This is a genomic window from Rhizobium vallis, assembly GCF_003985155.1.
GTDB classification, from domain to species: domain Bacteria; phylum Pseudomonadota; class Alphaproteobacteria; order Rhizobiales; family Rhizobiaceae; genus Rhizobium; species Rhizobium vallis.
Genome location: NZ_ML133687.1, coordinates 245,284 through 271,482 on the forward strand (window position 1 = coordinate 245,284; position 26,199 = coordinate 271,482).

A 26,199-nucleotide genomic window follows, 5' to 3' on the forward strand; every position below is an offset into this window, starting at 1 on the left:
AGGCGGGGCCGCTTCAAGGCGATATGAGGTTGCCTTTCGATGAACGAAGCTGATGCATTGGATCTGTTCCAGGCCGCGATCTGGACCGTGCTGATCGCCGCCGGTCCCGCCGTCATCGCCGCGATGGTGGTGGGCCTCGTCATTGCCTTGATCCAGGCCCTGACCCAGGTGCAGGAAGCGACGCTGACCTTCGTGCCGAAGATCGTCGCGGTGCTCGTCACGGTCGGCGTCACGGCCCCCTTTGTCGGCTCGCAGATCTCGATTTTCACCAATCTGGTCTTCTCGCGCATCCAGTCAGGTTTCTGAGCCACCTTCGCGCAAGCTTCGCCATTTAACTCTCGATCCGAATTGGGCGGACTTCATGTCTGCCTCCTCTCATGAAGAGACGGAATCGTTATGGCGCAACCACCTGCACTACCCCTTCCTAAAGTCGCCCCGAGCCTGCGCGACGTCGGTTTTGCTCTCGGCATCGTCGGCATCATCTGCATTCTCTTCCTGCCGATCCCGCCGTTCCTCATCGATATGGGACTTGCCTTCTCGATCGCCTTCTCTGTGCTGATCCTCATGGTCGCGCTGTGGATTCAGAAGCCGCTCGATTTCTCGTCCTTTCCGACCATTCTGCTGATCGCAACGATGACCCGCCTGGCGCTGAATATAGCGACGACGCGCGTCATCCTGTCTCATGGCAATGAAGGTCACGACGCAGCCGGCGGCGTCATCGCCGGTTTCGCAAGCCTTGTCATGTCCGGCGATTTCGTCATCGGTCTGATCGTCTTCCTGATCCTCATCACCATCAACTTCATCGTCATTACCAAGGGCGCCACGCGTATCGCCGAAGTCGGCGCGCGTTTCACCTTGGACGCCATCCCCGGCAAGCAGATGTCGATCGACGCCGATCTCTCGGCCGGGATCATCGACGAGAAGGAAGCCCAGCGCCGGCGCAGGGAGCTCGAAGAGGAAAGCTCCTTCTTCGGCGCGATGGACGGTGCGTCGAAGTTCGTACGTGGTGATGCCGTCGCTGGCCTCATCATCACCGCCATCAACGTTTTCGGCGGCATCATCATCGGCTATTTCCGCCACGGCATGCCGATCGGCGAAGCGGCCGACGTCTTCGTCAAGCTCTCCGTCGGCGACGGCCTCGTCTCGCAGATGCCGGCCCTCATCGTCTCGCTCGCCGCCGGCCTTCTCGTCTCGCGCGGCGGCACCACCGGCTCGACCGACCAGGCGGTCGTCAACCAGTTGAGCGGCTATCCCCGCGCGCTCTCCGTCTCGGCCGTGCTGATGTTCGTCCTGGCCTTGATGCCGGGCCTGCCGTTTGTCCCCTTCGTCATTCTCGGCAGTCTTCTCGCCTTCGGCGCCTGGTTCATCCCGCGTCAGGTCGAGGCTGAAAACAAGCTTCGCCGCGAGCAGGAGGAAAAGAAGGTCGTCCAGAGCAAGGAGCTGGAAAAGGATTCGGTCAAGTCGGTGCTTCGCACCTCGGAGATCGAGCTGGCGCTCGGCAAGATGGTCTCGACGCGCCTGCTCGGCGCCCACCAGGAACTCGCCTTCCGCGTCGGCAAGATGCGCAAGAAGTTCGCCACGCAATACGGTTTCGTCGTGCCCGAGATCAAGGTGACGGACGATATCGCCATCGCCGAGAAGTCCTACCAGATCCGCATCCACGGCACGACGGTCGCCTCCAATCTGCTGCGCGTCGGCGAAGTCCTCGTTGTCACCGGCGCCGGCCGCCGGCCGAGCATTCCGGGCGACGAAATCCGCGAACCTGCTTTCGGCATGCCTGCCGTCTCGATCCTCGAAAACTTTGCCGACGATCTGAAGCGCGAAGGCTTCCAGCCGATCGACAACGTCTCCGTCGTGCTCACGCACATGAGCGAGGTCATCCGCAACAACCTGCCGCAGCTTCTGTCCTACAAGGACGTCAAGGTGCTGATCGACCGCCTCGACCCCGAATACAAGAAGCTCGCCGACGAGATCTGCTCGTCGCACATGTCCTATTCCGGCCTGCAGGCGGTACTGAAGCTCCTGCTTGCCGAGCGCGTCTCGATCCGCAACCTGCACCTCATTCTCGAAGCGGTGGCCGAGCTTGCCCCGCATGTCAGGAAGACCGAGCAGATCGTCGAGCACGTCCGCATCCGCATGGCCCAGCAGCTTTGCGGCGACCTGGCCGACAACGGCGTGCTGCGCGTGCTGAGGCTCGGCAGCAAGTGGGATCTCGCCTTCCATCAGGCGCTGAAGCGTGACAACAAGGGCGAGGTGATCGAATTCGACATCGATCCCCGCAGCCTTGAGGAGTTCAGCGAGCAGGCGACCAAAGTTATCCGTGAGTTCATGGATCGCGGCCTGCCATTCGCCCTTGTCACGTCGCCGGAAACACGCTCCTATGTGCGCATGATCATCGAACGGCTGTTCGCCACGCTGCCGGTCCTGTCGCATGTCGAACTGGCCAAGGGCATCGAGATAAAGATTTTGGGCTCTATTTCATGATAACAGACCCGCAAGGGACCGTTCTCGCGCTGTTTCTGGTTTTCTGCCGGATCGGCGGCTGTGTGCTGGCTCTTCCTGGTTTTTCTTCGGCGCGCGTGCCCGAACAGCTGCGCGTCTTTATCGCTTGCGCTCTCTCGATCGCCGTCATGCCGTTGCTCTGGGACACCGTCTATCCGGCCGTCCATACAGGCGCCGGAACCTATATCGGCCTGATCTTCACCGAATCACTGGTCGGTGTGATGTATGGGATGCTGGCGAGAATCTATACGCTCGGCATGCAGTTCGCCGCTTCGATCCTCGCCACGATGGTCGGCTACACCCAGCCGGGTTCTGCCGACGTCATCGAAGACACGCCGGAGACCAGCCTATCGGCCTTTGTCACCTTCGCCGGCATCATGATTCTCTTCATCATGGATTTCCATCATATCGTCTTTCGCGCACTGATCGATTCCTACACGACCATGCCCTTCGGTGGCCTTGTGCAGATGCGCTCGACGCTGATCACCTTCACCGACACGCTGGAACAGACCACCTACATCATGCTGCGGCTGTCGAGCCCCTTCCTGATCTACGGCCTGATCTTCAACGTCTCGATCGGCTTCATCAACAAGCTCGCGCCGCAGATCCCGGTCTACTTCATCTCCACGCCTTATCTGCTGATGGGCGGGCTCTTCCTGATCTATTTCTCGATTGCCGCGATGGTCAGCCAGTTCGGCCAGGCCTTCGATTCGATCTATATCGGGCGATGAGGCTGATATGGTCGACAAGAACCGCTCCCAGAAGCTCAAGCGTCTCATGTCGGTGCAGCGGCATATCGAGAGGATGGCCGAGAACGATCTGGCCGAAACCAGCCGGCAGCGCGTCGAGGTCAATGCGGCGATGGACGACGTCATCACCGCACTCGGCTCGATGGACCCCGTTCACCATGCCTTTTCTCAGAATTACGCCGATCGATTCGGCCGGCTCACCATCAAGGACCAGCAGCTGACCGGCATGCAGCAGGTTCACGAGATGCGGTTGATGCGCGAGCGCGCCAAGGCCGATCGCCTGGAAGAAGGCATGAAAGAGGCCCTTGAGGCCGAGCGTCGCGAGATCGACGACAATGCCGTCTACGATGTAATCGATCAGCAATTCGCAACGCCAGCCTCCAGCAAGCTTCAAAAACCATAGTCGCTACGATCTTAAATTAGAGGATTGTAACGTGGCTATTTCGCCCCCCAGTGATCTGGTCCTGGACGTTGTCAAAGCTGCCGACCCCATGGAGGTTCAGGCAGCTCAGGAAAAATTGAAGGCAAATCGTGCGGCCTTTGCCGCAACGAGCCTCGCCGAGAATGGCAAGGGCTTTTCCAATACTGTCGACGTTCTCGATCATGTCGGTCAGAAGAGCGGCCTCTCCAACATCCAGAACCGCACCAAAACCGAGGACGTTCCGGAAAGCTACCGGAAGTTCGAGGCCATGGTTCTGCAGAATTTCGTCAAGTCCATGCTGCCGAGTGAAAGCGACGACGTCTATGGCAAGGGCGCGACCGGCGATATCTGGAAGGGCATGATGGCCGAGCAGCTCGGCAACACCATGGCCAAGGGCGACGGCATCGGCATCGCCAAGCAGATGTACAGCGAGCAGCTGCGCCGGCAGGAAGGCAAGATCGTCAACGCTTCGACCGATGATCACGACCGCAACACCGCGCTCAGCATGATCGACGACTTCCAGCGCAAGACGTTTGGCACGCCGACCGCCGAAGCCAAGACCGCAAGCGACGCATAACCGAGGGTAAGATGGAAATAGTTTCGAACGAATACAGGATCAAATCCGTTCTCGGACGCCTCGAGATGATCATCGACAATGAGAACACCCGGATCGGCAGCGATCCGCAGTTCGATCTCAAGGTCTCCAACGCGCACAAGAGCCGTTGCCTCTACGAGCTGTCGATGCTGTTTCGCGATACCGATCCGGCCGAGCTTGCCGCTGCCCATCTCGATCAGCTGCACGGCTTGAAGAAGAAGCTGGTTCTCAATGCCCGTCGCGTCGAGGCCCATCTCGAAGCGGTTCGCGCCGTCGCCGATCTCCTGAAGAATGCGGTTCAGGACGCCGATGCCGACGGCACTTATTCCCAGGAACAATTCGCCTCGCGTGGAAACTGATGATCAAGCTCGTCCTCACCGGTATCTGGGTTTGCGCCATCACTTTGGCATCGGTCTATTTTTCGGTGTACCTGGCGACCGCGCCGGCGCCTGCGGCAACGGATTCCAAGCAGAACGCGCTCGAGCTGGTGAAGGGTGAAACGATCACGGTGCCGATCATCGGCGACGGTGCGGTCACTGGCTACTTCCTCGGCCGCGTTTCCTTCATGATGAACAAGGACATGCTGAAAGGCGTGACGCTGCCGCTGACCGAAATGACGACGGACGAGCTTTTCAGTCTGCTCGTCGGCAACAAGATGGTCGATATCGCCCACATCAAATCCTTCGATCCGAAGGCCTTTCGCGAAGAGGTCAAGAAGGGCATGAACGAGCGTCTCGGTGGCGAATACGTCGCCGAAGTAATGCTGGAGCAGCTCGACTATCTCTCCAAGGAAGACGTCAAGGAAAACTCCTCCGGTAAGCCGACGAAGATGGGCACACCGGTCAAGATCGTCGAGACCGCGCCAGCCGGCGAGGCGCCGGCGCCAGCCGCTCACTAAAGCGTGCCGTCATCTTTCAGTCTCGCTTGTCACGCCTGTGCGCAACCTGCTCCAGGCGATATCGAATCATTCGCGACAGACGGCGCCCGAGGGCGCCGTTTGTCGTTGGCGCGTGTGGTTAATAAACCACTTATACGAGCATTGAAATTCAAGCCATTTTCCTAAGGGTTGTTTGAAACCCGCCTGATATAACCGGCGCCACAGCTTGGCATGCGCTGCCTTCCGGGATCGGAGCGGCGCCGTCCCGGCGGGACGCGACCGGTCCTTTCGAGACCTCCGGTGCGGAAATATGGGCTTGTTTTCCGGGATGTCGGGGCATGAAGCACCCACGGCAGGAGGTTGGAATGAATCTGATTGCGAACTTCGCGGTGCTCGCATCGCGGCGGACGATCTTCGATCTGCCGGTCTGTGATCTCGGCTGGGACGACGCCCTCGTTTTCATCAACGAGCTGGCCTCCATTCCTGTCGGTCAGACCGTGGTTTGCTTCGTCAACGCCCACAATATGCTGACGGCGCTGCACGACGATGAATATTACCGGATCATGTCGCACAATCTGGTGCTGCCGGATGGCATTGGTCTCAACATCGCATCGCAGATCGCCCATGGCGCGCCGTTTCCCGCCAACCTGAACGGCACCGATTTCGTGCCTGCCTTCCTGACCTTCATGGAAGCTCCGCGCCGCATCGGCCTTATCGGCGGCAAGCGCGAGATCGTCGAGGCGGCTGCGGAAAATTTCCGCAAGCATGCGCCCTGGCACGAATTCGTCGTCGTTTCCGACGGCTACTTCGACAAGATCAACTCCGCCCCCGTGGTTGAGGATATCGAGCGTCACAAGCTCGATATCCTGATCGTCGGCATGGGAACGCCGCTGCAGGAGAAATGGGTCCACGATAACATCCGCGCCGATCACGCGCGCCTGGTGCTGACCGTGGGCGCTCTGTTCGACTTCGTTTCCGGCGCTGTCCCGCGCGCGCCCAAGACGGTGCGGATGATGCGCATGGAATGGGCCTACCGCATGATGCAGGAGCCGGCGCGCCTCTGGCGCCGTTATGTCGTCGGCATCCCGGTCTTCCTTTATCATGTCCTGCGCTACCGCTTCCGCCGGCGCGAGAGGATTCTGAGCTATCCCGAAGAGAGCGCCGGCGCACTGCAGCAGCCGTCGCGGGCGGATCATAAGAAGGCAAGCTAAGCTCAAAGCATGTCGCGCAAAGGTGTGCCGTGGTTTTGCGACCACGGCATAAGGCGTTGCGGTTTCTTGCCGACCGCGGTTAACCATTTATTTGCCATGAATATTTAAAGTAGCTTAATCATCCGCATTTCGTGCGGATGATCGAACTCGGCCATCATGTGCATGAGATGTGGCGCAAATGTACGATATCAGGGCCAGAAGCAGCTTCCACGATCGCGCAGCCGCAGCGCCGCGCACCCATGACGATTCCTATCGGCCGCCCCGGCCGAACCGGTCGGACGTCGCGCCGCCGGAGGCCGAATTGCTGCGGGCTATCGGCCGCGCACTGGAAGAGCAGCGCGAAAAGGCGGCACGCACGGCGCCGCTGGTCGACCGCATCGAAACCATCCTCGGCAATCACCTGCGCGCTGCCAACGACGTCGGCTCTCGTCTTTCGCCGGAGCCCTTGGAGAATGAGGGGCTGATCGTACCGGCCGACGAGCCAGTGATCGAACCACCGGCCGCAATACATCAGGAACGCGCTGTGCGCCGGCCCGCAGCGCCGCAGCGCAACGCGCGCGGCACCGGCCTTGCGGCGATGGTCGCCGCAGCCACGATCCTCGGTGCCGGCTCGCCGGTGTTGATGCCGGCGTCGCCGTCTCTCTACCGCGCGGAGACGACGCTTGCGGTGAAGACGGATGCCGCAAGTCGGGCGGCCTTCACCCAAGCCGCGGCGAAAGGGCTGCTGTCGGCGCGGGTTGTCGCTTCGACGGTCGCCGCCCTGAAGCTCGATCACGATGCCGAATTTGCCGGCGCCGGCGCCAATGCGCTGGGCGTCGCGCTCGACCTCCTCTCGGCGACCGGCGCCGCCGCTGATCCCGCTTCCCGTGCCGAGGCGACACTGAAACATGCCGTCGAGATATTGCCCGATGGCGCCGCCGGCACGATCCTCGTGAGGGTGACGACCGGCGACAGCGGCAAGTCCACGCGTATTGCCGCAAGGTTGGCCGATGCAGTTTCCGTAGGGGATAGCCCCGCCGGGAGTGCCGAAACCGACGCCGCCTTGCGCAAGACCTATGACGACGCCAAAGCCGAGCTTGCCGCCTTCACGGCAAAGAGCGGCGAAGGCAACGTCAAGGTTGCGATCGATCTTCGCCGGCAGGTCGACGGGCTCGATGCCGATCTCAAGGAGGCCGATCAGAACATCCTCGCCGCCAAGGCGCAGGCGGACCGGCTGAAGGCCGCAAAACTCGCTGAGGTGCTCGACGGCTCGTTGCCTTCCGATATGCTGTCACCGGCGCTGCAGGACTGGCGCGACAAATATGCCGTCGCCAAGACGACGCTTGCGCAGCTTTCCGCCGAACTCGGCCCGCGCCATCCGCGCCTGCTGCAGCAGCAGGCAGAAGCCGATGGCCTGAAGGAAAATATAGGCAAGGAGCTTGTCCGTCTTGCCCAGGCTGCCAACGCCGCGGCCAAGGCCGCCGTCGATGCACGCAAGGGCCTGAACGATCGCCGGAACACGCTGATCGCCCAGAGCCGGGATACCGGCGTCGATCTTTCCCGGTTGACCGAACTGCGCGAAAAGGCGAATGCCGCGCGTTCGCGCCTTGAAGACGCGACGTCCACAGCGGTCGGAGCGGCCGCCGACGGTCGTATCGTTCTCCTGAAGCCGGCGCTGGTAACCGCGGTATCGGGAGCAGATGGCCTGACCGGCCGCTCGCTGGCCGGTGCAGCGGCGGGTCTTGCGATAGGCCTTGCCGCGGCTTTCCTGCTACGGCTGTGCAGGCCTGCCGCCGCGCCCGCAAAAAGGGAAATGCCGCTCTCCCGGGCACAGGCTCCATTGCCGTTAATGCCTGCGCCGGATCCCGCGCCAGTCGGCGAAATGGAGGCATTGCGCTCCGAAATCTCCGGCCTGCGCGACCGGCTGCGTGTTCATGCGCTCGAAGCGCGGCAACCGCTGCGCTGAGCGAAATTTCCTTGCAAGTTTGCTATTGCGTTGCCGCTTTCGGACAGGATAGGGCGTTGGTGAGCAATTGACGCTCGCCGACTATCCATAGATTGACGCGAAACAGGGCGGAGAGACGCGTGACGACAGTAATCGATGGCAAAAACGTAGCCGCATCCGTCATTCAGACGGTAAAGGCTGCAACGGCAGCGCTGGAAAAGACGAGCGGCGTTACCCCCGGTCTTGCGGTCATCATCGTCGGCGACGATCCGGCAAGCCATGCCTATGTCGGCTCCAAGAGCCGCATGGCCAAGGAGTGCGGCTTCAAATCGGTGCAGCACACGCTGCCGGTAGACACGAAGCAGGAGGAGCTTGCATCCCTCGTCGCCAGCCTCAACGCCGATCCGTCGATCCACGGCATCCTGGTGCAACTGCCCTTGCCGAAGCCGCTCGACAGCGAGCCGATCATCCAGTCGATCCTGCCTGAGAAGGATGTCGATGGCTTGAGCACCGTCAATGCCGGCAAGCTAGCCATCGGCGACCTGAAGACCGGGCTGGTCTCCTGCACCCCGGCCGGCGCCATGGTCTTCGTCCGCCGTACCCATGGCGAGGATCTCTCCGGCCTTAATGCCGTCGTCATCGGCCGTTCCAACCTGTTCGGCAAACCGATGGCGCAATTGCTGCTCAATGCCAATGCAACGGTGACGATCGCGCATTCGAGGACCAAGAACCTCGCCGAGGTCTGCCGCAATGCCGATATCCTGGTGGCCGCGGTCGGCCGGCCGGAGATGGTGAAAGCCGACTGGGTCAAGCCGGGTGCGACGGTGATCGACGTCGGCATCAACCGTATTCCGGCACCCGAAAGAGGCGAGGGCAAGACCCGGCTCGTCGGCGACGTCGCCTTCGCGGAGGTCTCCAAAGTCGCCAGCACCATCACCCCGGTTCCGGGCGGCGTCGGGCCGATGACCATTGCCATGCTAATGGCCAACACCGTCATCGCCGCTCATCGCACTGCCGGACAGACCCCACCGCAGTTCTGATTATGACCGCTGCGGGGCGGGGCCGGTCGAGGACCTGACGATCAGCTCTGTCTTCCAGAGCTCCTGGTCGGGGAAGGGGCCGGCCTGTTTCACCGTTCCGATCAGCCGCTGGGCGATGCGCGCACCTGCCGCCCGCAATGAAGAGCGCGTCGTCGTCAACGGCACGGAGAAGTTTTCCGGCTTCAGCAGCGGCAGCACATCGTCATGCGCAATCAGCGAAATATCTTCGCCGAGCCGCAATCCCGCCTGGTTGACGGCGCGGATCGCGCCAAGCGCCAGCACGGTGCTGGAGCAGAGGATCGCTGTCGGCCGCTCGGGCAGCTGCAGGAAGCGTTCCATTGCCAGCAGCCCTTGCTCATCGGTCATGAGCGCGTGGCTCACGCAGTCTTCATCGAGCGTCAGTCTGCGTTCGGCAAGGGCTGACATGACGCCGTTCCTCCTGCGGATGGCGAAATCGAGATGCATCGGCCCGTTCATCAAGGCAAAGCGCGTGTGGCCGAGCTGCAGCAATAGCCGCGTCGCATCGTAAAACGCCCCTTCGTTGTCGATGTCGAGAAAGGGATAGTCCGGCTCCGATCCGAAGGAGCGGCCGTGCACGACATAGGGCATGGAGAGCGATTTCAGCATGGCGAGCCGGGGATCGTGGCCACGCATGTAGGCGACGAACAGCGCATCGACATTGCCGCTGATCGCAAGGCGCCGGAGCGCGGCCACCTCATCGTCGGGATCGGCCGGCATGATGACGAAGTGGAAGTCGTGGCGCACCGCCTCCTCGCCGAGCCCCGCCAGGAATTCGCCGAAATGCACGTCGGACTGGTGGCCCGGCGCTGTCGGCATGACGAGGCCGATCGAGCCGGCCTTGCCAGTCGCAAGCCGCTGCGCCGCCTTGTTGGGCCGGTATCCGGTTTCCTTGACAGCCTGAAGCACGCGCTCCCGGGTCGCCTCGTTGACCTCGGGATAGCCGTTGAGCGCCCGGCTCACGGTCGTCTGCGAAAGTCCCAGCAATTCCGATAGCTGTTTGAGATTCACCTGCTATGCTTCCTCCCGGCCCGTTCTGGCGCCGTCTTGAAAGATGCAGCCTCCCAGCAGCACCCAAAGCGCTTTCAATTATGTATCATTTGACGCGCTTGACTCAAGAAAAATCGCTCCATATTCCCCAATAGGCGTTGCTGAGCTGCGTATTCTGCGTGTTCACGGCGAGATTTCGTGAAATGACTTGACTCCATTCCACCGAAAGTGGAATGAGTGAAGCTGTCAAAGCGCTTTGAAATTTCCTTTTGAGGGAATTCGGCGTGGGTTGGGATTGTGATGGGAGGATGATCACATGAAAAAGTCATTTTTGATGGGCGTTGCCGCGGCAGCGCTTTTTGCCGGCGCTGCGTCGGCGGCCGATTTGAAATTTGCCCCGGGACAGGATGCCAAGTTCAACTGGAAGAGCTATGACGAATTCAAGGCTGCCCATGCCGACCTGAAGGGTCAGCCGCTGACGATCTTCGGGCCGTGGCGCGGCGAAGACGAGGCGTTCTTCCTGAGCGTTCTCGCCTATTTCACCGAAGCGACAGGCGTCGAAGCCAAATATTCCTCGTCCGAAAACTACGAACAGCAGATCGTCATCGACACGCAGGCGGGCTCGCCGCCGAACATCGCCGTTCTGCCGCAGCCCGGCCTGCTCGCCGATCTCGCCAGCAAGGGCTTCCTGACGCCGCTCGGCGACGACAACTCCAAGTGGATCAAGGACAATTACGGCGCCGGCGACAGCTGGGTCGGTTACGGCACCTACAAGGGCAAGGACGGCAAGGAAGCCTTCTACGCCTTTCCTTACAAGGCCGACGTGAAGTCGCTGGTCTGGTACGTGCCGGAGAATTTCGAGGAAGCTGGCTACAAGATCCCGACGACCATGGAAGAGCTGCATGCGCTTACCGATCAGATCGTCAAGGATGGCGGCGTTCCCTGGTGCATCGGTCTCGGTTCCGGCGGCGCCACCGGCTGGCCGGCGACCGACTGGGTCGAAGACATCATGCTGCGCACACAGCCACCGGAAGCCTATGACAAATGGACGACCAACGAGCTGAAATTCACCGATCCGGCCGTCGTTGCCGCGATCGACGAGTTCGGCAAGTTCGCCAAGAACGGGAAATATGTCGATGGCGGTGTTGCGGCCGTGGCCTCGACCGATTTCCGCGACAGCCCGAAGGGCCTCTTCGCCGTTCCGCCGAAGTGCTACATGCACCACCAGGCCTCGTTCATTCCGTCCTTCTTCCCTGAGGGTACGAAACTCGGCCAGGATGCCGACTTCTTCTACATGCCGACCTTTGCGTCGCATCCCGAGCTCGGCAAGCCGGTTCTCGGCGCCGGCACCCTCGTCTCGATCGCCAAGGACTCGAAGACGGCCCGCGCCTTCATCGACTTCCTGAAGACCCCGATCGCGCATGAGGTCTGGATGGCGCAGTCGAGCTTCCTGACCCCCTACAAGGGCGTCAGCACCGAGGCCTATGCCAATCCGCAGATGAAGAAGGAAGGCGAGATCCTGACGTCGGCTACCACCTTCCGCTTCGACGGTTCCGACCTGATGCCGGGCAAGATCGGCGCCGGCGCTTTCTGGACAGGCATGGTCGATTTCGTCGGCGGCAAGTCTGCACAAGATGCTGCTGGCGAGATCCAGAGCGCCTGGGATGGCATCAAGTAATCCTTCAAATTATGCCGCCGGCTTGCCGGCGGCATGGCTTGCATGACTGGCCGGGCTCGCAAACAGCCCGGCCATAGCAGGATATATTGTGGTCAGGCAATACAAAGAGATTGACGATGACCGGCGTTGACCCGTCAGAATAAAAACCGGTCGGAATAAGATCAGGGGAAGCAGGGGAGGGACGAAATGCTGTTGCAGATTGTGTCCGCTTTGGGCGTCGTGGTCGTCGCCGTTTTCGCGTGCTCGGCCTATTTCTATTTTTCGAACAAGATTCTGGATCTCGCTCTGCCGGTGAAGGATGGCGACATCCGCGCCGCATCGCGCAATCTCAACCGTCGTGCGCTCGTCCGGCCCTGGCTGTTCGTCGGTCCGGCGCTCTTTCTTCTCGTCGTCTACCTCGTCTATCCCGTTGTCGCGACGGTCGTCCTGTCGTTCTACGACCGGTCGGGCCTGCAGTTCGTCGGCCTCGCCAATTATCAATGGGCGCTCGGCGACCGCGAATTCCGCCAGTCGATCTTCAACAATATCCTTTGGCTCGCCGTCGTGCCGGCCGCCTGCACCTTCTTCGGCCTCGTCATCGCCGTGATGACCGACCGCATCTGGTGGGGCAATATCGCCAAGAGCATCGTCTTCATGCCGATGGCGATCTCCTTCGTCGGCGCCTCCGTCATCTGGAAATTCATCTATGAGTATCGCGGCGGCAACGACGTCCAGATCGGTTTGCTGAACGCCATCGTCCAGCTGTTCGGCGGCACGCCCGAGGTGTGGATCTCCGTTCCCTTCTGGAACAACTTCTTCCTGATGATCATCCTGATCTGGATCCAGACGGGTTTTGCCATGGTCATCCTGTCGGCGGCACTTCGCGGCATTCCCGAGGAGACGATCGAGGCGGCCGTCATCGACGGCGCCAATGGCTGGCAGATTTTCTGGCGCATCATGGTGCCGCAGGTCTGGGGCACCATCGCCGTCGTCTGGACGACGATCACCATTCTCGTCCTCAAGGTCTTCGACATCGTGCTAACCATGACCAACGGCCAGTGGCAGACGATGGTGCTGGCGAACCTGATGTTCAACTGGTTGTTCCGCGGCGGCGGCGATTCCGGCCGAAGCGCCGTCATTGCCATCATCATCATGCTTGCCGTCACGCCGATCATGGTGTGGAACGTGCGCCGCGCCAATCGCGAACTGAAGGGGCACTGAGATGACCGCTGCCGGAAGCTATTTCAAGATCGGCCCCGCCCGTCTCTTCGTTCACGCCGCCGTCCTGCTGATCGTCATCCTCTGGCTGATCCCGACGCTCGGCATCTTCGTCAGCGCGCTGCGTGACAAGGACCAAATCGTCGTCTCCGGCTGGTGGACGTCCTTCGTCGGCTCGACGCAGACTGTCGCGGTGCGCTTGGGCACGCCGGACCAGCAGAAGCAGGAAGGCGCCACCTACGTCATCTCGGGCAATGTGCTGGAGGGTCAGACCGGCCGCTCGGTCAAGGCTTTCGGCAACCGCGTGCAGCAACCGGCTGCCTTCAAGGCCGGCGAGACTGCCGACCTCGGCGACGGCGAAACGCTGCAGATCAACAGCGACGGCAGCTATCGCTACATGAAGAACGCCGCGTTTTCGCCCGATGAACGTCCTCGGCGCATCTACGCCTCCGTCTCCGCGCCGCCGCAATTCACCACGCAGAACTACAACACGGTTCTAACCGGCGAGGGTATCGGCCAGTCCTTCATCAATTCGCTGACGGTCACGATCCCCGCGACGATCATCCCGATCCTGATTGCCGCTTTCGCAGCCTACGCGCTGAGCTGGATGGAGTTTCCCGGCCGGGCGCTGATGATTGCGCTGGTCGTCGGCCTCATCGTCGTGCCGCTGCAGATGTCACTGATCCCGCTTCTGCGTCTCTATAACGAGATCGGCAACCTGCTCGGCCAGCCGTCGAAGACCTATCCCGGCATCTGGCTTGCTCACACCGCCTTCGGCATGCCGCTCGCCATCTTTCTCCTGCGGGCCTATATCGCCGGCCTGCCGAAGGAGATCATCGAATCCGCCCGCGTCGACGGCGCAAGCGATTTCGAGATCTTTACCCGCATCGTTTTGCCTCTGTCCTTCCCGGCGCTCGCCTCCTTCGCCATCTTCCAGTTCCTGTGGGTGTGGAACGACCTGCTCGTCGCCATGGTCTTCCTCGGCACCGACAAGGATCACCTCGTGCTGACCGGCAGCCTGAACGCGCTGCTCGGCTCGCGCGGCGGCAACTGGGAGATTTTGACGGCGTCAGCCTTCGTCACCATCGTCGTGCCGCTGCTCGTCTTCTTCGGGCTTCAGCGTTATCTGGTGCGCGGCCTGCTGGCGGGCTCGGTCAAGGGAGGCTGACCATTTCCAAACGTGACTTCAGACAGGATATTCCATGAACGTGGCTTCCCAATCGATCTTGACCGCCGATAAGGACTGGTGGCGCGGCGCGGTGATCTACCAGATCTATCCGCGCTCCTACCAGGACTCGAACGGTGACGGCATCGGCGACCTGAAGGGCATCACCGCCCGCCTGCCGCATGTGGCAAGCCTCGGCGCCGATGCGATCTGGATCTCGCCCTTCTTCACCTCGCCGATGCGCGATTTCGGTTATGACGTCTCCGACTATGAGAATGTCGATTCCATCTTCGGCACGCTGGTGGATTTCGATACGCTGATATCAGAAGCCCATCGCCTCGGCATCCGTGTGATGATCGACCTCGTCATCTCCCACAGCTCGGATCAGCATCCCTGGTTCGTCCAGAGCCGTTCCAGCAAGACCAACGCCAAGGCCGACTGGTATGTCTGGGCGGACGCCAAGCCGGATGGTACGCCGCCGAACAACTGGCTGTCGATCTTCGGCGGCTCGGCATGGGCGTGGGATCCGACGCGCATGCAATATTACCTGCACAATTTCCTGACCTCGCAGCCTGATATGAACCTGCACAATCCGGAAGTGCAGGACCGTCTGCTCGATGTCGTGCGCTTCTGGCTTAATCGCGGCGTCGACGGCTTCCGCCTCGACACCATCAATTTCTATTTCCACGACCCGCTACTGCGCGACAATCCAGCCCTTGCCCCCGAGCGGCGCAACGCTTCGACGGCGCCGGCGGTCAATCCCTATAACTTCCAGGAGCATGTCTACGACAAGAACCGGCCGGAGAACCTCGCCTTCCTGAAGCGCTTCCGCGCAGTTCTCGAAGAATTCCCGGCGATTGCCGCCGTTGGCGAGGTTGGCGACAGCCAGCGCGGCCTCGAAATCGTCGGCGAATACACCTCCGGCAACGACAAGATGCATATGTGCTACGCCTTCGAGTTCCTGGCGCCCGATCCGCTGACGCCGGAGCGCGTCGAGGAGGTCATGCAGGATTTCGAAGCCGCTGCCCCCGATGGCTGGGCCTGCTGGGCTTTCTCCAATCACGACGTCATGCGCCACGTCAGCCGCTGGGGCGGACTGGTTGCCGATCACGACGCCTTCGCCAAGCTTTATGCCTCGCTGCTGATGACGCTGCGCGGTTCCGTCTGCCTCTATCAGGGCGAGGAGCTGGCCCTCACCGAGGCGGATCTCGCCTATCAGGATCTGCAGGATCCCTATGGCATTCAGTTCTGGCCAGAATTCAAGGGCCGCGACGGCTGCCGCACGCCGATGGTCTGGGACAGTCAGGTCGCCCAGGGTGGCTTCTCCACCGTCAAGCCCTGGCTGCCGGTGCCGGTCGAGCATATCCTGCGCGCCGTCAGCGTCCAGCAGGGCGACGAGGCTTCGGTGCTGGAGCACTATCGCCGCTTCATTGCCTTCCGCAAGCTGCACCCGGCCTTTGCCAAGGGCGAGATCGAATTCGAGGAGACGGAGGGCGATGCCCTGGTCTTCACTCGCGAATACGGCAATGAGAAGCTGCTCTGCATCTTCAACATGAGCCCGATCGAGGCCGGCGCCACTTTGCCCGCAGGAGAATGGCAGGCATTGACGGGCCATGGCTTTACCAGCAACAACTATGGCGACAAGATCGATATTCCGGCCTGGGGGGCGTATTTCGCCCGTCTTGCCTAAGGGAATGCAGGCCTAAGGAAGACAGGCCCAGGGAACACAGGGAGAGAGACATGACTGGACTGACGCTGAAGGATATCCGCAAATCCTACGGTTCCGTGGACGTTCTCCACGGGATCGACCTCGATATCAAGCAAGGCGAATTCATCGTCTTCGTCGGTCCGTCGGGCTGCGGCAAATCCACGCTTCTGCGCATGATCGCCGGTCTCGAGGCGATCACCGGCGGTGAGATGTATATCGACGGCCATCTCGTCAACGACGTGCCGCCCTCCAAGCGCGGCATCGCCATGGTGTTCCAGTCCTACGCGCTCTACCCGCACATGACCGTGTTCGACAACATGGCTTTCGGCATGAAGATCGCCGGCGAAAGCAAGCAGGAAATCGACCGCCGCGTCCGGGCGGCGGCCGAGAGCCTGCAGCTCACCAAATATCTCGACCGCCTGCCGAAGGCACTTTCCGGCGGCCAGCGCCAGCGCGTGGCGATCGGCCGCGCCATCTGCCGCGATCCGAAGGTCTTCCTGTTCGACGAGCCACTGTCCAACCTCGATGCCGCGCTGCGCGTCGCGACCCGCATCGAGATTGCCCGCCTGAACGAACAGATGGCGGATACGACAATGATCTACGTGACCCACGATCAGGTCGAAGCGATGACGCTCGCCGACCGCATCGTTGTTCTCTCGGCCGGCAACATCGAGCAGGTCGGCGCGCCGCTGGAGCTCTACGAACGCCCCGCCAATCTCTTCGTCGCGAAATTCATCGGCTCGCCGGCCATGAACATCATCCCCGCGACGGTCGTCGGGACGGGAAGCGAGACGACGGTGACGCTGACCGGCGGCATGTCGGTGACGCTCGATGTGGCGACCGACGCATCCGAGAAGGGCAAGCAGGCAAGCTTCGGCGTTCGTCCCGAAGATCTCAGGATCGCCGACGGCGCCGACTATGTTTTCGAGGGCGAAGTCTCGATCGTCGAAGCGCTCGGCGAAGTGACGCTGCTCTATATCGAGGGCCTGGTTCCCGGCGAGCCGATCGTCGTCAAGCTGCCCGGCATCTACGATGTGCATAAGGGCCAGAGGATGCGATTTGCCGCCGACAGGCAGAAGCTGCATCTCTTTGATGCGAGCGGCCACACCTATCGGAAATGAGGCAGCCATTTTTGGGGTAATAATACCAGAAATTGTGCGGCGTGCGCCGGATTCTCACTTTCTGTTAAAGATCGGCTGCTACCTTTTCCCAGTCAATTTATGAGGGGGATAAGCAAGTGGCCGCTTCCAATCCGTCACAGCCAAAATCTCATTTCCTGAGCAAGGAAGAATCCTTCATGTACGACCGCGAGGCGCGGTTCAAGATGGAGGACACGATGAATGCCGCGCGCATCGAATATACGGAAAAGGGCGTCATGCACGCGGCTTCGCGCCGCTGCGATATCGTCCGGATCTCGATGAGCAGCGCGACGCTGGCGATTCTGACCCAGTTCAACCTGCCGAAGCAGTTCTATCTGGATATTCCGGATGCCCGCATCACCAAGGTCGGTTGCCTGCTGATGAAGGTCAACGCCAACAATACCGTCGAAGTTCGCTTCCTGCGCCTGCTGACGCAGAAGGAGTTGAACAAGATCTTCGTCTACAGCACTCATCCGGCGCACCGCGACTACGTCCTCGATATTCGAGCCTGATAGCACCGGACTGACAATATGAAAAACCCGCGGGGTGCTGCGCGCGCCACGCGGGCTTTTGTTTATCTGGGAGCCTCTGTACTCAGTGGAAGAGCACGCTGGCGCCCTGATCCGAAGCCCCGACGGCGCGGCGGAACGGCGCGAAAAGCTCGCGGCCCATACCGAATTCATTGTCGGAGAGATCGACGGTCACCGGCTCGCGCTCGGCCAAATCGGCCGCATCGACGAGCAGCTCGAGCGTGCCCTTGATCGCGTCCAGGCGAATGATGTCGCCGTTCTTGATGCGGGCGATCGGGCCGCCGTCGACTGCCTCCGGGGTGACGTGGATCGCCGCCGGTACCTTACCCGACGCGCCAGACATGCGCCCGTCGGTCAGGAGCGCCACGCGGAAGCCGCGGTCCTGCAGCACGCCGAGCGGCGGCGTCAGCTTGTGCAGTTCCGGCATGCCGTTCGCCTTCGGGCCCTGGAAGCGCACGACGGCGACGAAATCGCGGTTGAGCTTACCTTCCTTGAAGGCGTCCTGCAGTTCCTGCTGGCTGTGGAAGACGATGGCCGGCGCCTCGATGATGTGACGCTCCGGCTTGACGGCCGATATCTTGATAACAGCCTTGCCGAGGTTGCCGCGCAGCATCTTCAATCCGCCATTCGCCTGGAAGGGCGTCTCGATGCTGGAAAGCACCTTCGGATCGTGGCTCTTCTCCGGCGAACGCTGGCGCAGGACTGCACCGTTTTCGCCGAGCAGGGCATCGACCGTATAGGCTTCGAGACCCTGGCCGAAGACGGTGCGCACGTCGTCATGCACCAGGCCATGCTTCAAGAGTTCCTTGATCAGGAAGCCCATGCCGCCGGCCGCCTGGAAATGGTTCACGTCGGCAAGCCCGTTCGGATAGACGCGGGCAAGCAGCGGAACGATCTCCGAAAGCTCGGCGATGTCCTGCCAGGTGAGCTGGATTCCGGCCGCCCGCGCCATGGCGACGAGGTGCAGCGTATGATTGGTCGAGCCGCCGGTCGCATGCAGGCCGACAACGCCGTTGACGATCGAGCGTTCGTCGATCATCTCGCCAGCCGGCGTGAATTCGTTGCCGAGTGCGGTGATCGCCAGCGCCCGCTTGGCGGCTTCGCGCGTCAGTGCTTCGCGCAGCGGCGTGCCGGGATTGATGAAGGAGGAGCCGGGCAGATGGAAGCCCATGATCTCCATCAGCATCTGGTTGGAATTGGCCGTGCCGTAGAAGGTGCAGGTGCCCGGGCCGTGATAGGATTTCGATTCCGCTTCCAGGAGCTCGGCGCGGCCGACCTTGCCCTCGGCAAAGAGCTGGCGCACGCGTGACTTCTCGTCGTTCGGCAGGCCCGTCGTCATCGGACCGGCCGGCACGAAGATCGACGGCAGGTGCCCGAAGGAGAGTGCGGCGATGACGAGGCCCGGCACGATCTTGTCGCAGACACCGAGGAAGAGGGCGGCATCGAACATGTTGTGCGACAGGCCGACGCCCGCGGCCATGGCGATCAGGTCGCGCGAGAACAGCGATAACTCCATGCCCGGCTGCCCCTGGGTGACGCCGTCGCACATGGCAGGCACGCCACCCGCTACCTGGGCGACGCCGCCCGCCTGGGCGGCCGCCTCGCGGATGATCGCCGGATAGGTCTCGAACGGCTGGTGAGCCGAGAGCATGTCGTTATAGGCGGTGATGATGCCGAGATTGGGAACGCGGTCGCCGGCGAGCGCATCCTTCTCGGCGGGGGAACAGACCGCAAAACCGTGGGCGAGGTTGGCGCAGCCGAGCACTGAGCGTTGCACGCCCTTGGAAGCCTCGGCGCGCAGGCGCCCCAGATAGCGCTCGCGGGTAGGCTTCGAGCGTTCGACAATGCGGTTCGTGATCGCAGCAATGCGTGCGTGAGCGGACATGGAAAATCCCTGCCTTGTTCTAGTTCGTCTCTGTTTGTTCGCCGGCTCCGGCGGCTGTCAGGCCGTATCAGGGAGCCCAGTAAATCTCGACCGGGGAAGTGGCCCGGCGCAGAATGGCGCGGATCGGCATCTCTGCCTCGTCACCGCTGCCTTCCGCCTTGGCGAGAACCTCTTTTTTGCCTTCGCCCTCAATATGAAGAACCAGGAGTGCTGCATCCTGAAGACTGGAGAAGGTGAAGGTCAGGCGCGGTTCGCCGGCCCCTTCCGCTTCCATGGTAATGATGCCGCGCGGCGTCGAAGCGTCAAGCGCCTCGGCAAGATTACTGCCGCCTGGAAAGAACGAGGCGGTGTGGCCGTCGCCGCCCATGCCGAGGATGACCACGTCGAAGGGGATGCCGATCTCGGCGCTCTTGACCGTCGCAAGCCGGGCGGCCTCCTCGACAGAGGCCGCCGGCTGGTAAAGCGGCACGAAACGCGCCGCCTTCGCCTTGTTCTGCAAGAGATTGGCATCGACCAGCAGGTGGTTCGAGCGTGCATTGTCGGCCGGAACGAAGCGTTCGTCGACGAGCGTGATCGTCACCTTGTCCCAGGCAATATCGTGCGTCGACAGCGCCTGGAAGAAGGCCTTCGGCGTGGACCCGCCGGAAACGGCGATGGATGCCGATCCGCGCGCGGCAATCGCCGCCGAAAGCGTCTTGGCGACCTTGTCGGCGAGGCTGCCTGCGAGGTCTGCGGCACTGGCGAAGGAATGCAGGGTCGATGCCATCGATTTCCTCCTAGATATCGTCATGCCAGGTGCGGCCGTCACGCTCGATCAGCGCGATGGCTTGGCTCGGACCCCAGGTGCCGGCCGTATAGCCCTGCACCTGCTGGCCGGTCGTTTCCCAACCCTTGAGGATCGGATCGACCCATTTCCATGCGGCTTCGACTTCGTCGCGGCGCATGAACAGCGTCTGGTTGGAGCGGATCACGTCCATCAGCAGGCGCTCGTAGGCGTCAGGATTGCGGACGTTGAAGGCCTGGGCGAAACTCATGTCGAGCGACACGTTGCGCAGGCGCATGCCGCCCGGGCCCGGATCCTTGATCATCAGCGACTGCTTGACGCCCTCATCCGGCTGCAGGCGGATGATCAGCTGGTTGGCGACGATGCGCCCGGCCGCCTGATCGAAGATCGCATGCGGGATCGGCTTGAAGGTGATGACGATCTCCGACATGCGCCCGGCAAGGCGCTTGCCGGTTCTGATGTAGAAGGGAACGCCCGCCCAGCGCCAGTTGTTGATCTCGGCCTTGATGGCGACGAAAGTTTCGGTGTTCGACACGCCGCCTTCGAGCTCTTCAAGGTAACCCTTGACCGGGCCGCTGCCCGATGCGCCGGCGCGATACTGGCCACGGACCGTCGCCTGCTCGACGTTGGAGGCATCGAGCGGCTTCAGCGCGCGCAACACCTTGAGCTTCTCGTCCCGCACGGCTTCCGAATCCATCGACGAGGGCACTTCCATCGCCGTCAGGCAGAGCAGCTGCAGAATGTGGTTCTGCACCATGTCGCGCAGCGCGCCAGCGGTATCGTAATAGCCGGCGCGGCCTTCGAGGCCGACCGATTCAGCCACCGTGATCTGCACGTGGTCGATGTAATTGGCGTTCCACAGTGGCTCATAGAGCGCATTGGCAAAGCGCAGCGCCATCAGGTTCTGCACCGTTTCCTTGCCGAGATAGTGATCGATGCGGAAGATCTGCTCTTCCTTGAAGACGCGGCCGATATTGTCGTTGAGCTGCAGGGCGGAGGCAAGGTCGCGGCCGATCGGCTTTTCGACGACGATGCGGGTCGACTTGGTGATCAGCTTGTGCTCGTGGATCTTCTGCGAGATATCGCCGAAGATGCCGGGTGCCACGGCGAGATAGAAGGCGCGCACACGGTCCTTGCCTTCGTCGAGCAGCTTCTTCAATTGATCCCAGCCGCTGTCGGCGCGGGCATCGACCGAGACGTAGTAGAGGCGGGCGCAGAACTTCTCTACTTCCTTGTCGTCGTATTCGCCCTTCTTGAGGTGTTCCTTCAGCGCATCGCGGGCAAACTTGCGGTATTCCTCATCCGTCAGCGGGCTGCGCGAGGCGCCGATCACGCGGGTCGGTTCGCCGAACTGGCCTTCGATCTGGCGATGATAGAGGGCGGGCAGCAACTTGCGTTCGGCAAGGTCGCCGCTGCCGCCGAAAACGACATAATCAAAAGGCTCAACGGGAATGATCTGGCTGCTCATGAGCTTGTCTCTCAATCAGGCTTGGTTGACGGCTCTTTTAATCTAATCGATTTAAAAAAGCCAGTGTGCAGTGCAATGAATCTCTCGGGCACCGGTTTTAGAGCGAATTTCCGGAAGTGGAAATCCCGCAATCGGACTAAAACTTGTCGCGAAGCGCAAACCACGACAAGGCGAGGAAAAGCAACGGCGTCCGCATTCGGGCACCGCCGGGAAAGGCGGGAATATCGAGCGATTTGAAGAGGTCGAGATCGCCGGATTTTCCAAGCACCATTTCTGCATAGAGCTTGCCACAGTAGTTTGACAGCATGACGCCATGGCCGGAATAACCGCCGATCGAGGTGACGCCGGGCATGACTTCGCGCACGAAGGGTTCGCGCGGCATGGTGATGCCGACGCTGCCGCCCCAGGCATGAGTGATCTCGATATTCTCTAGCGCGGGATAGATCTCGGCGATCTGCCGCCGGATGTGCTGTGAAATGTCCCGCGGATTGTCCGACGTATAGGCCTCCCGCCCGCCGAACAGCAGGCGGCCGTCTCCGAATTTGCGGAAATAGCGCACGACGAAGCGCGAATCGGCCACGGCCTCGCCGCCTGGCAGTACATCGGGATGGCCGTCGAGCGGCGCCGTGGCGCCGATGAAGGAGCGGATCGGCATGACATGGCTTGCCGTTACCGGTTCCAGGCCGTCGATATAGCCGTCGCATGCGATCAGCACGCGCCCGGCGGTGATCGTTCCCTTTTCGGTTTCTATCGTCACCTTGCCGCCGCTCTGGCGGATCGCCTTTGCCCTGGTCATCTCGAAGATCGAAGCACCGGCATTGGCGGCGACCCGGGCGAGGCCGACCAAGAGCTTCAGCGGATGGATATGGCCGGTGCCGACATCGCGCACCCCGCAATGGAATCGCTTCGAACCGAGCCTCTCCTGCGTTTCCTTCTCGTCCATGAAGCTGATGTGCGGATAGCCATAGCGTAGCGCGGCGATCTCGGCATTTTCCTGATAGTCGCGCTGGTAGCTCGCCTTGTGCGCGACGTTGAGTTGGCCGGGCACATAGTCGATCTCGATCTGATGCTCGCGGGCGAAATCGATGAGGTGGCGCTTGGCCGCCTCGGCAAGATCGAACAGGGCCTTCGAGCGTTCGTAGCCGATCTTCTTTTCGAGCTCTTCCGGCCACCATCGCTGGCCGGTCCCGAGTTGGCCGCCATTGCGGCCTGACGCCCCGTCGCCGAAGCGGCAAGCCTCGATCAGGACCACCGAGGCGCCTGATTTGGCAAGATTGTAGGCGGCCTGCAGGCCGGTATATCCGCCGCCGACGATGGCGACGTCGGATGTTATCGACCCGTCGAGAGCGGGATAGGTGGGCCGCTCGCCGACGGTTGCCTGATACCAGGATAATCCCGGCGCGATCGGGCTCTGCCACATCTCTTTCGATGCCATGACAATTCCCTCACACGTTGAGCAGAAGGAATTCCCGCTCCCAGGGGCTGATCACCTGCATGAAGGTCTCGAACTCGCCGCGTTTGACGCCGGCATAAAGGCCGATGAACTGCGAACCGAATATCTCCTCGAAGGCGGGCTCGTCTTCCAGCAGTGCCACGGCTTCCAAGAGGCCACGCGGCAGGTCGATAGAGCCTTCATTGGCCGAATCCTCGGTCGGCGCCGTCGGCTCGATCTCCTTCATGATGCCGAGCAGACCGGCGGCAAGCGAGGCGGCGAGCGCCAGATACGGATTGGCGTCCGAACTCGGCAGCCGGTTTTCCACGCGCCGCGCCTGCGGATCGGAAACCGGAACGCGGAAGGCGGTCGTTCTGTTGTCATAGCCCCAGGCATTGTTGACGGGGCAGGACATATCGGGCTGCAGGCGCCGGTAGGAGTTCACGTAGGGCGCCAGCATCGCCATCGCGCTCGGCACAAATTTCTGCATGCCGCCGATGAAATGGAAGAATTCCTTCGAGGCCGATCCATCCGCATTGGAGAAGACGTTCTTGCCCGTCTCGATATTGACCACCGACTGGTGGATATGCATCGCCGAGCCTGGCTGGCCCTGCATCGGCTTGGCCATAAAGGTCGCGTAGATATCGTGTTTCAGCGCCGCTTCGCGGATCGTGCGCTTGAACAGGAACACCTGGTCGGCAAGCTCGATCGGGTTGCCGTGGCGCAGGTTGATCTCGAGCTGCGCCGGTCCCTCCTCGTGGATCAGCGTATCGATCTCCAGGCCCTGCTTTTCCGAGAAATGGTAGATGTCGTCGATCAGTTCGTCGAATTCGTTGATGCCGGCGATCGAATAGCCCTGGCCGCCGAGGATCGAGCGGCCGGACCGGCCTTTCGGCGGATGCAGCGGATAATCCGGATCGTCGTTCTTGGCGACCAGGTAGAATTCGATCTCGGGCGCCACGATCGGCTTCCAGCCGCGGTCGTGATAGAGGCTCATGATGCGCTTCAGCACGTTGCGCGGCGTGTAGGGCACCTCCCCGCCGTCCGAATCGACGATGTCGCAGATCACCTGCGCCGTCGGGTCGGTCTCCCAGGGCACGACCGATAGCGTCGAAAGGTCGGGCATCAGCTTCAGGTCGCTGTCGCGCGGCTCGTATCGGAAGCTCTCGGTCTCGTCTGGATATTCGCCCGAAATCGTATGCCGGTAGATCGCCGAAGGCAGCGCCAGCGAGGTGTTCGAAGTGAATTTCGAGCTCGGCATCATCTTGCCGCGCGGAACGCCGGCAAGGTCCGGCGTGATGCATTCGATGTCTTCGATGCCCCTGTCCCGCAGCCACCGTGCTGCTTCCTTCCAGTTCGCAACGCCGCGCAGGGATCCGGGGTCCGGGGGAGCTTTCGTCGAGGCGGGTACGTTTCTGGCAGGCTTCAGCGTCGTCTTTTTTGGGGACATGACACACCGGTTTGCGTTGATCTTGACGCCATCATAACCAGACTTTGCCAATTGGCGAGGGGTTGATAACGTTGACTTTCGCCCTTTGATGGAAAAAGAAGACGCTGTCTTGATCGGGGAAACGGGTTTGCAGCGTAAAAGCGACGTCATCGTCATCGGCGCCGGGGCGGCGGGCATGATGGCGGCCATCCGTGCGGGAAAACGCGGCCGCTCGGTCGTGGTTCTCGATCATGCAAGGGCGCCCGGCGAGAAGATCCGCATCTCAGGCGGTGGGCGCTGCAATTTCACCAATATCCATGCTGGGCCGAAAAGCTTCCTCTCGGCCAACCCGCATTTCTGCAAATCCGCGCTTGCCCGTTTCACGCCCGCCGACTTCATCGCCATGGTCGATCGCCACCGCATAACCTGGCACGAAAAGACGCTGGGCCAGCTTTTCTGCGACGATAGCGCCAAAGACATCATCCGCATGCTGCTGGAGGAGATGCGTGCAGCTGGCGCCGTGCTGCATCTCGGCGCCGAGATATCAGGCGTCGAAAGGGCAGGCGAGGTGTTCCGCGTCGCCACTAGCGACGGCGTCTATGAAGCGCCGTCGCTGATCGTTGCAACCGGTGGCAAGTCGATCCCGAAGATGGGCGCCACCGGCTTTGCCTATCGCCTCGCCGAGCAGTTCGGCCTGGCCGTGCTCGAAACCCGCCCCGGCCTCGTGCCGCTGACACTCGATCCCGGCCTGCTCGAAAGCATCGCGCCGCTCGCCGGCATTTCCGCCCCGGCCGAAATCCGCCATGGCAGGACCGCATTCCAGGAGGCGCTGCTCTTTACCCATCGCGGGCTGAGCGGCCCCGCCGTCCTGCAGATTTCCTCCTATTGGCGCGAAGGCGACGAGATCGTCGTCGCTATCGAACCGGATATCGACATCGCGGCGCATTTGAAGACGGCAAAGCAGCGCAACGGCCGCCAGTCGCCGCAGACGGCACTCGGCGAGATCCTGCCGAAGCGGCTGGCGCAGTTTCTCGTAGAACGCGAAAAGATCGCCGGCAACATGGCCGACCTGCCCGACAAAGCGCTGCTGCGTCTTGCCGCTAGCGCCCAGAGCTGGCCGGTCAAACCGTCCGGCTCCGAAGGCTACCGCACCGCCGAAGTGACGCTCGGGGGCATCGATACGGCAGCGCTCGATTCACGCAGCATGGAAGCGAAAGCCGTGCCCGGCCTCTATTTCATCGGCGAATGCGTCGACGTCACCGGCTGGCTCGGCGGCTATAATTTCCAATGGGCCTGGGCCTCCGGTTTTGCCGCGGGCGAATGCGCCTGAAGCGCCTCAAGCCCGGCGTTATTCCCGAACGATCGTACACTTCCGTACGGCATATATTAGCAATAGTGATTCAAGACTTCTTAAGAGAGGTGCGCCATCCTGTCTCAATTGGCGGTTTGCAAAGCTC

General features: G+C 61.7%; 23 protein-coding genes. 17 read left to right on the forward strand and 6 right to left on the reverse strand.

Annotated features, from left to right (window positions below; all coding sequences use genetic code 11):
* Positions 1-39: 39 nt before the first annotated feature.
* The 10 genes from fliQ (at position 40) to folD (ending at position 9,319) form a co-directional block, all read left to right on the forward strand.
* Complete coding sequence (fliQ, locus tag EFQ99_RS06455) at positions 40-306, forward strand: flagellar biosynthesis protein FliQ (protein ID WP_126919948.1); 267 nt, start codon at positions 40-42, stop codon at positions 304-306.
* 90 nt (positions 307-396) lie between these two features.
* A complete protein-coding gene (gene flhA, locus EFQ99_RS06460) occupies positions 397-2,484 on the forward strand; it encodes a flagellar biosynthesis protein FlhA (protein WP_126919950.1) in 2,088 nt (695 codons plus the stop codon).
* Positions 2,481-3,233: a flagellar biosynthetic protein FliR gene (locus EFQ99_RS06465; protein WP_126919952.1), complete on the forward strand. Its 753-nt coding sequence runs from the start codon at positions 2,481-2,483 to the stop codon at positions 3,231-3,233. The genes flhA and EFQ99_RS06465 overlap by 4 nt, the downstream gene beginning before the upstream one ends.
* 7 nt (positions 3,234-3,240) lie before the next feature.
* Positions 3,241-3,654 (forward strand): hypothetical protein, encoded by a 414-nt coding sequence (locus EFQ99_RS06470; protein ID WP_126919954.1) that lies wholly within the window; start codon positions 3,241-3,243, stop codon positions 3,652-3,654.
* 31 nt (positions 3,655-3,685) lie between these two features.
* A complete protein-coding gene (locus EFQ99_RS06475; RefSeq protein ID WP_126919956.1) occupies positions 3,686-4,249 on the forward strand; it encodes a rod-binding protein in 564 nt (187 codons plus the stop codon).
* Between the two features lie 11 nt (positions 4,250-4,260).
* Positions 4,261-4,626: a hypothetical protein gene (locus tag EFQ99_RS06480; RefSeq protein WP_097619885.1), complete on the forward strand. Its 366-nt coding sequence runs from the start codon at positions 4,261-4,263 to the stop codon at positions 4,624-4,626.
* Positions 4,626-5,165 carry a hypothetical protein gene (locus EFQ99_RS06485; RefSeq protein WP_126919958.1) on the forward strand — a complete coding sequence of 180 codons (540 nt, stop codon included), beginning with the start codon at positions 4,626-4,628 and terminating at the stop codon, positions 5,163-5,165. Before EFQ99_RS06480 ends, EFQ99_RS06485 begins: the two co-directional genes overlap by 1 nt.
* Positions 5,166-5,509: 344 nt before the next feature.
* Positions 5,510-6,355, forward strand: coding sequence for a WecB/TagA/CpsF family glycosyltransferase (locus tag EFQ99_RS06490; RefSeq protein ID WP_126919960.1), 846 nt, complete (start codon positions 5,510-5,512; stop codon positions 6,353-6,355).
* A gap of 178 nt (positions 6,356-6,533) precedes the next feature.
* Entirely contained in the window at positions 6,534-8,300 is a 1,767-nt protein-coding gene (locus EFQ99_RS06495; protein WP_126919962.1) for a GumC domain-containing protein, read from the forward strand.
* Positions 8,301-8,419: 119 nt separating this feature from the next.
* Positions 8,420-9,319: a bifunctional methylenetetrahydrofolate dehydrogenase/methenyltetrahydrofolate cyclohydrolase FolD gene (gene folD / locus EFQ99_RS06500; RefSeq protein ID WP_126919964.1), complete on the forward strand. Its 900-nt coding sequence runs from the start codon at positions 8,420-8,422 to the stop codon at positions 9,317-9,319.
* On the opposite strand, the gene EFQ99_RS06505 is transcribed toward folD, so the two are convergent.
* Positions 9,320-10,348, reverse strand: coding sequence for a LacI family DNA-binding transcriptional regulator (locus tag EFQ99_RS06505; RefSeq protein ID WP_126919966.1), 1,029 nt, complete (start codon positions 10,346-10,348; stop codon positions 9,320-9,322).
* A 295-nt stretch (positions 10,349-10,643) separates the two neighbouring features.
* Between EFQ99_RS06505 and EFQ99_RS06510 the strand changes: the two genes are divergently transcribed.
* The 6 genes from EFQ99_RS06510 (at position 10,644) to EFQ99_RS06535 (ending at position 17,726) form a co-directional block, all read left to right on the forward strand.
* Positions 10,644-12,005 carry an ABC transporter substrate-binding protein gene (locus tag EFQ99_RS06510; protein ID WP_126919968.1) on the forward strand — a complete coding sequence of 454 codons (1,362 nt, stop codon included), beginning with the start codon at positions 10,644-10,646 and terminating at the stop codon, positions 12,003-12,005.
* Between the two features lie 186 nt (positions 12,006-12,191).
* On the forward strand, positions 12,192-13,205 hold the full coding sequence (locus tag EFQ99_RS06515; RefSeq protein WP_126919970.1) for a carbohydrate ABC transporter permease: 1,014 nt from the start codon (positions 12,192-12,194) through the stop codon (positions 13,203-13,205).
* A gap of 1 nt (position 13,206) precedes the next feature.
* Positions 13,207-14,370 carry a carbohydrate ABC transporter permease gene (locus EFQ99_RS06520; RefSeq protein WP_126919971.1) on the forward strand — a complete coding sequence of 388 codons (1,164 nt, stop codon included), beginning with the start codon at positions 13,207-13,209 and terminating at the stop codon, positions 14,368-14,370.
* Between the two features lie 34 nt (positions 14,371-14,404).
* A complete protein-coding gene (bglA, locus tag EFQ99_RS06525) occupies positions 14,405-16,057 on the forward strand; it encodes a beta-galactosidase BglA (protein WP_126919973.1) in 1,653 nt (550 codons plus the stop codon).
* Between the two features lie 50 nt (positions 16,058-16,107).
* Complete coding sequence (locus tag EFQ99_RS06530) at positions 16,108-17,196, forward strand: ABC transporter ATP-binding protein (protein ID WP_126919974.1); 1,089 nt, start codon at positions 16,108-16,110, stop codon at positions 17,194-17,196.
* A 176-nt stretch (positions 17,197-17,372) separates the two neighbouring features.
* Positions 17,373-17,726, forward strand: coding sequence for a hypothetical protein (locus EFQ99_RS06535; RefSeq protein WP_008523602.1), 354 nt, complete (start codon positions 17,373-17,375; stop codon positions 17,724-17,726).
* Between the two features lie 82 nt (positions 17,727-17,808).
* Here EFQ99_RS06535 and edd read toward each other — a convergent pair whose 3' ends face one another.
* From edd to EFQ99_RS06560, 5 genes are all read right to left on the reverse strand, one after another.
* Positions 17,809-19,629, reverse strand: coding sequence for a phosphogluconate dehydratase (edd, locus tag EFQ99_RS06540; RefSeq protein WP_126919976.1), 1,821 nt, complete (start codon positions 19,627-19,629; stop codon positions 17,809-17,811).
* 67 nt (positions 19,630-19,696) lie between these two features.
* Positions 19,697-20,395, reverse strand: a complete 699-nt coding sequence (pgl, locus tag EFQ99_RS06545; protein ID WP_126919978.1) for a 6-phosphogluconolactonase — start codon at positions 20,393-20,395, stop codon at positions 19,697-19,699.
* Between the two features lie 10 nt (positions 20,396-20,405).
* Positions 20,406-21,881 (reverse strand): glucose-6-phosphate dehydrogenase, encoded by a 1,476-nt coding sequence (gene zwf, locus EFQ99_RS06550; RefSeq protein ID WP_126919980.1) that lies wholly within the window; start codon positions 21,879-21,881, stop codon positions 20,406-20,408.
* A gap of 136 nt (positions 21,882-22,017) precedes the next feature.
* Complete coding sequence (locus EFQ99_RS06555) at positions 22,018-23,316, reverse strand: NAD(P)/FAD-dependent oxidoreductase (RefSeq protein WP_126919982.1); 1,299 nt, start codon at positions 23,314-23,316, stop codon at positions 22,018-22,020.
* Between the two features lie 10 nt (positions 23,317-23,326).
* Positions 23,327-24,763 carry a glutamine synthetase family protein gene (locus EFQ99_RS06560; protein WP_126919984.1) on the reverse strand — a complete coding sequence of 479 codons (1,437 nt, stop codon included), beginning with the start codon at positions 24,761-24,763 and terminating at the stop codon, positions 23,327-23,329.
* An 88-nt stretch (positions 24,764-24,851) separates the two neighbouring features.
* Between EFQ99_RS06560 and EFQ99_RS06565 the strand changes: the two genes are divergently transcribed.
* A complete protein-coding gene (locus tag EFQ99_RS06565) occupies positions 24,852-26,072 on the forward strand; it encodes a BaiN/RdsA family NAD(P)/FAD-dependent oxidoreductase (protein ID WP_126919986.1) in 1,221 nt (406 codons plus the stop codon).
* The last annotated feature ends 127 nt before the right edge of the window (positions 26,073-26,199 follow it).

Coding starts and splice junctions, on each gene's coding strand:
- fliQ (WP_126919948.1), top strand. CDS start 40: ATGAACGAAGCTGATGCATTGGATCTGTTCCAGGCCGCGATCTGGACC.
- flhA (WP_126919950.1), top strand. CDS start 397: ATGGCGCAACCACCTGCACTACCCCTTCCTAAAGTCGCCCCGAGCCTG.
- EFQ99_RS06465 (WP_126919952.1), top strand. CDS start 2,481: ATGATAACAGACCCGCAAGGGACCGTTCTCGCGCTGTTTCTGGTTTTC.
- EFQ99_RS06470 (WP_126919954.1), top strand. CDS start 3,241: ATGGTCGACAAGAACCGCTCCCAGAAGCTCAAGCGTCTCATGTCGGTG.
- EFQ99_RS06480 (WP_097619885.1), top strand. CDS start 4,261: ATGGAAATAGTTTCGAACGAATACAGGATCAAATCCGTTCTCGGACGC.
- EFQ99_RS06485 (WP_126919958.1), top strand. CDS start 4,626: ATGATCAAGCTCGTCCTCACCGGTATCTGGGTTTGCGCCATCACTTTG.
- EFQ99_RS06490 (WP_126919960.1), top strand. CDS start 5,510: ATGAATCTGATTGCGAACTTCGCGGTGCTCGCATCGCGGCGGACGATC.
- EFQ99_RS06495 (WP_126919962.1), top strand. CDS start 6,534: ATGTACGATATCAGGGCCAGAAGCAGCTTCCACGATCGCGCAGCCGCA.
- EFQ99_RS06510 (WP_126919968.1), top strand. CDS start 10,644: ATGAAAAAGTCATTTTTGATGGGCGTTGCCGCGGCAGCGCTTTTTGCC.
- EFQ99_RS06515 (WP_126919970.1), top strand. CDS start 12,192: ATGCTGTTGCAGATTGTGTCCGCTTTGGGCGTCGTGGTCGTCGCCGTT.
- EFQ99_RS06520 (WP_126919971.1), top strand. CDS start 13,207: ATGACCGCTGCCGGAAGCTATTTCAAGATCGGCCCCGCCCGTCTCTTC.
- bglA (WP_126919973.1), top strand. CDS start 14,405: ATGAACGTGGCTTCCCAATCGATCTTGACCGCCGATAAGGACTGGTGG.
- EFQ99_RS06530 (WP_126919974.1), top strand. CDS start 16,108: ATGACTGGACTGACGCTGAAGGATATCCGCAAATCCTACGGTTCCGTG.
- EFQ99_RS06535 (WP_008523602.1), top strand. CDS start 17,373: ATGTACGACCGCGAGGCGCGGTTCAAGATGGAGGACACGATGAATGCC.
- edd (WP_126919976.1), bottom strand. CDS start 19,629: ATGTCCGCTCACGCACGCATTGCTGCGATCACGAACCGCATTGTCGAA.
- pgl (WP_126919978.1), bottom strand. CDS start 20,395: ATGGCATCGACCCTGCATTCCTTCGCCAGTGCCGCAGACCTCGCAGGC.
- zwf (WP_126919980.1), bottom strand. CDS start 21,881: ATGAGCAGCCAGATCATTCCCGTTGAGCCTTTTGATTATGTCGTTTTC.
- EFQ99_RS06555 (WP_126919982.1), bottom strand. CDS start 23,316: ATGGCATCGAAAGAGATGTGGCAGAGCCCGATCGCGCCGGGATTATCC.
- EFQ99_RS06560 (WP_126919984.1), bottom strand. CDS start 24,763: ATGTCCCCAAAAAAGACGACGCTGAAGCCTGCCAGAAACGTACCCGCC.
- EFQ99_RS06565 (WP_126919986.1), top strand. CDS start 24,852: ATGGAAAAAGAAGACGCTGTCTTGATCGGGGAAACGGGTTTGCAGCGT.